Annotated in this window: 3 protein-coding genes; all 3 read right to left on the bottom strand. The window is 39.7% G+C overall.

Annotated features, from left to right (window positions below; all coding sequences use genetic code 11):
- Positions 1 to 215: 215 nt before the first annotated feature.
- Positions 216 to 1037: a hypothetical protein gene (locus H3T83_RS11285; RefSeq protein WP_198215802.1), complete on the bottom strand. Its 822-nt coding sequence runs from the start codon at positions 1035 to 1037 to the stop codon at positions 216 to 218.
- Complete coding sequence (locus tag H3T83_RS11280) at positions 992 to 1639, bottom strand: hypothetical protein (protein ID WP_198215801.1); 648 nt, start codon at positions 1637 to 1639, stop codon at positions 992 to 994. Before H3T83_RS11280 ends, H3T83_RS11285 begins: the two co-directional genes overlap by 46 nt.
- Positions 1640 to 2860: 1221 nt before the next feature.
- Positions 2861 to 3846: hypothetical protein (locus H3T83_RS11275; protein ID WP_198215800.1), on the bottom strand; the 986-nt coding region annotated here is incomplete at its 5' end.

Genomic DNA, 3846 nt, shown 5'->3' with positions numbered 1-3846 from the left:
TGTGATTTGTTCCTGACAAAACACAGCCTTGGCAAACATCCCTGTTTGCCATGCTAACCTCACTCAGTTGTCAGCACATTGCGAAAGTCGCGTCACAAAATCGCTTTTATCGCTCACTTTACCAGCCTCATTGCCTTGACAGACAATGATTGTTTAATGTCCTAACGTTTTTTTCTTATCCTCTGCTTCAATACCTAAGAACTAAAAAATAATAGCTAAGGATAGACACAGAGTCCTTGTTTATGGTAGCTGGGGGAGTTGCGATCGTATTCCACGTAAGTAAATAGAACATAACCATAGGCTCCGCTAACACTAAAGTAAGCTCGGTTATCACTCGTCTGATCACTCGTCACATAGTATAAGTTGATAAGGTTTCTGGCGATGATGAAGTTGGCACCGGTGTAATCATTCATCTTGCCCCATTCCGCGAAAAATCCTGCACCAATGTGACGCATATAGTTATTACCAGATGACGAAGGCGTTGCCCCTATTGCATTTACATCATTTGCATAATATTGACAATAATCTACATTACCTCCCGAATTTCCGTGACAAGTCGCATTAGTTAAATCCTTGACCTTTGGAAGACGGTATCCTCCAATCTTATTACACCAAGATTCCGTACTAGAATAGTTACTTCTATAATCACCACGATTAACAAACCACTGCTTTAATACAAATCCATATTTGAGCACCGCATTACCACTGCTATCACGACCCACTAACTCAAATACCTGCGGTAAAGATGGTCTGGCGATTCCAACTGGATTATCTGATTGCCATTGATTAGGGTCTGTAACGGCAGGACCAGTTAGGGTAACTTTAACGCTGGTACTTGTTGAATTGGTCATCGTCGCCGTAATACCACCATGAGAAACCGGCGCCCAAGATAAGGCCTGAGTACTACCACTAATATCTAAATCAAAATACAAATTATTAGCACCAGTAGTCGGGAAGTTTAAACCATAAGACGATGGCGTAAATGACTGGGTTAGAAAACCCTTACCATATTCCCAAACGGCAGTATCCCCCCCCAACGTAAGTTAGGTCTTGTAAAACAAATCACTGGCGATGCCTTAGGATTAATATAATAAGTGGCATTACCTGCCGTAAAACGACTTTCATTAGGTACTCCATAACGTGTTGTTAATGTACCTTCACCATTAGATAAGGTTAATTTATATGGCGCTTTACAAATAGTCAGCACTTCATTACGGGCAACAACTTGATTATTTTTATCGACAATGGATAAATTTAAACTACCGGTAGCGGTGACACCATTAACTCCTTGACCATCGCCATCATCATCACCCCAATAATTATAAGGTGTGCCAATAAGTGAACTTAATGCAATAGAATCAGTATTCCTTGGTACTAACATACCAATATCATTAAAACTCTGACCAATAACAGGTAAAATGATAGGATTGTCACTTGAATTATTGGTTGTCGGAGTAAATGTTCTTCCATCTGAAAGGGATATCCCGAGTAGCGCTTCAGTATTTGTGACCCGAGTTCGACCTCCATCAAAGGTTAAATAAGGTGCTGAGCCATAAATAATATTGGTCGTTTTTGTGGTTAATGCATAATTAGTAAAAGAGATAGACTGTAATACAACCACGGTCAATACCAAAACCATCGGCCGAGATAAACAGGCGAAACCAAGAAATTTTGAAAAATTTTGCTGAAATTTCGGAAATTGCTTAAATAATAAACAACAGTGAAATAATAAACGATTTGAGCTTAACTTTAGAGAGGTGAAATTATAGGTTGGGCAGGTTGTGTGTTGTGTGTTGTGTGTTGAAAATTATAATCCATATCAGATATCCTTGTCAATCCAATTTTATGATTTATTTAAAATTTTAAGTCTAATGGCATAAAATTTATCCATTCGTATAAATATGCTATAAAAGTATAGTGATTGCAAAAAACCATGCAACTTTTTTTGCTGGTTTAATTGTTAACTTTTGTAAAGAAGAACACTGATAGCTCGAAAACAGCATCGGTTATTTGCTGTTTATTAGAAATAATATCCCCTTTATCCCCTCTTAAAAAATTACCATTTTTAATATTAATAATTTGCAGATTAGGCTTTTGATTTTGACAATTTTATAATCGTTTTTAGAAGGTATTTTGCGTTTAAAAAACCCCGCTCCTCAAAATTTTTTATTCTTTGAGTTTCGGACGTTTTGTTGTTTTGCGGTTATTTCTATACGGTGATTACGTCCGAGTTAAGAGGGTTGCCGCTAACCCTCTTTACAATCTCCCGCGGCGACCACGCAAGTGGTCACGATGTGACTGCCTGCCGCCTTCGTTCGCTCTTAACGCACCGGCTGTGATTTGTTCCTGACAAAACACAGCCTTGGCAAACATCCCTGTTTGCCATGCTAACCTCACTCAGTTGTCAGCACATTGCGAATGTCGCTAAATGAGAAGCATCAAACTAATTGATAAAAATAAACTTTTATTAATGGAACTAGCTGATGTTATAACCAACGTTAGCAATTTATTGGATGGATTTTGGCTTTAAAAACCCCTCTCCTCAAATTTTTTTGGTTGTTTTAGTTTCGGACGTTTTGTTGTTTTGCGGTTATTTCTATTCGGTGATTACGTCCGAGTTAAGAGGGTTGCCGCCAACCCTCTTTACAATCTCCCGCGGCGACCACGCAAGTGGTCACGATGTGACTACCTTCCGCCTTCGTTCGCTTTTAACGCTCCTTGGCAAACATCCCTGTTTGCCATGCTAACCTCTCTCAGTTGTCAGCACGTTGCCAATGTCGCGCCACAAAATCGTTTTTTAACACCCTAACGGTATTTTTTTTATCCTCAGCTTCTATACCTAAGAACTAAGAAATAATAGCTAATAAGGATAGACACAGATTCCTAAGTATCGAGCGTATTCAGTTTCCTCATCGTTATGGACCAACCGATAACCACCATGTCCCGCGCCAATCATAAAATGAGCACTGTCGTCATGTAGCCTAGTATCATTCGTCCAATAGAATACCACGTTGGGGTCGCCGTAGTTAGGGAAATTAGCCTCCCTGGCATAATCGCTCATATTCCCCCATTCCGAGAAAAATCCTCCACCAATGTGACGCCGTAAATATCCATCAGGTGACGAAGGGGTTGCACTTTGACATCCCGCATAATCAGGACAATTCACATTAGTTAAATCCCTGACCTTTGGGGTATGGTATCCAATATTATTACACCAAGATGTTGCACTAGAATGGTTCTTGTTATAATTACCACTATTAACAAACCACTTCTTTAACTCAAATCCATATTTAACCACCGCATTACCACTGCTATCACGACCGACTAACTCAAATACCTGCGGTAATGATGGTCTGCCGATTCTACCTGGATTATTTGTTCCCCATTGCGATGATGGAGCAACAGGACCCGTTAGGGTGACTCGAACGCTGGTACTTGTTGAATTAGTCATCGTCGCCGTAATACCTTCATGAGAAACCGGCGCCCAAGATAAGGCTTGACTAACACCACCAATATCTAAATCAAAATACAAACCATTACCACCAGTAGTCGGAAAGTTTAAGTAATAAGACGATGGCGTAACTGACTGTGGTAGAAAACCCCTAACATTGTCGTCATAAATGGCAGCAGAAAGACCAAGCGTCCATCTATAATGAATAGGCTGAAATATGAAAGTTCTTGCAAAACAAATCACTGGCGCTACCTTAGGATTAATATAATAAGTGGCATTACCTGCACTAAAACGACTTTCATTAGGTTCCCCATAACGTGTTGTTAATCTACCTTCACCATTAGATAAGGTTAATTTATATGGCGCTTTACAAATAGTCAGTACTTCATTACGGG

The organism is Gilliamella sp. M0320, assembly GCF_016101635.1.
Classification (GTDB): Bacteria; Pseudomonadota; Gammaproteobacteria; order Enterobacterales; family Orbaceae; genus Gilliamella; species Gilliamella apis.
The sequence above is the reverse complement of the archived record's forward strand: the minus strand, read 5'-3'. Positions and strand labels throughout refer to the sequence as shown.

What these genes read in the sequence shown, in the direction of transcription:
- H3T83_RS11280 (WP_198215801.1), bottom strand. Translation starts at nt 1,639, where the DNA reads ATGGTTTTGGTATTGACCGTGGTTGTATTACAGTCTATCTCTTTTACT.